The sequence below is a fragment of the uncultured Microscilla sp. genome, assembly GCF_947493425.1.
Lineage (GTDB): Bacteria > Bacteroidota > Bacteroidia > Cytophagales > Microscillaceae > Microscilla.
The window spans coordinates 1-287 of the sequence record NZ_CANLRP010000602.1 but is presented as its reverse complement, the minus strand read 5'-3'; the positions used below and the strand labels follow the sequence as shown (position 1 = coordinate 287).

Here is a 287-nt window from a genome sequence, read left to right as displayed (position 1 = left end):
TAGATGCTCCTTTGGATAGTAATTGCTCAAGTGTTGCCAAGTCTGAGGAATCTAAGCCTGGGGTTGGTCCGCTATGAGGCACAGAGGCTATACCAGAAAGCCCATCAGCGGCATAGTTTTGTAAGGTCTGACTGACCAAACCTTGACTACAACCCACTACATCTGCTATTTCTTCCTGAGTTAATTCATGCTTTGAAAGACGTACTATTAATTGACGACGGTATTCCCTTATATCTGTATCTTTGGTGATCTCTAGTATTTCCATGTATATAAAATATAAAATAACT

1 protein-coding gene is annotated in these 287 nt (G+C 40.1%); it reads right to left on the bottom strand.

All coding sequences use genetic code 11. The annotated features are described in order from the left end of the window. Positions 1-265: helix-turn-helix domain-containing protein (locus tag Q0954_RS34735; RefSeq protein ID WP_299466878.1), on the bottom strand; the 265-nt coding region annotated here is incomplete at its 3' end. Between the last annotated feature and the right edge of the window lie 22 nt (positions 266-287).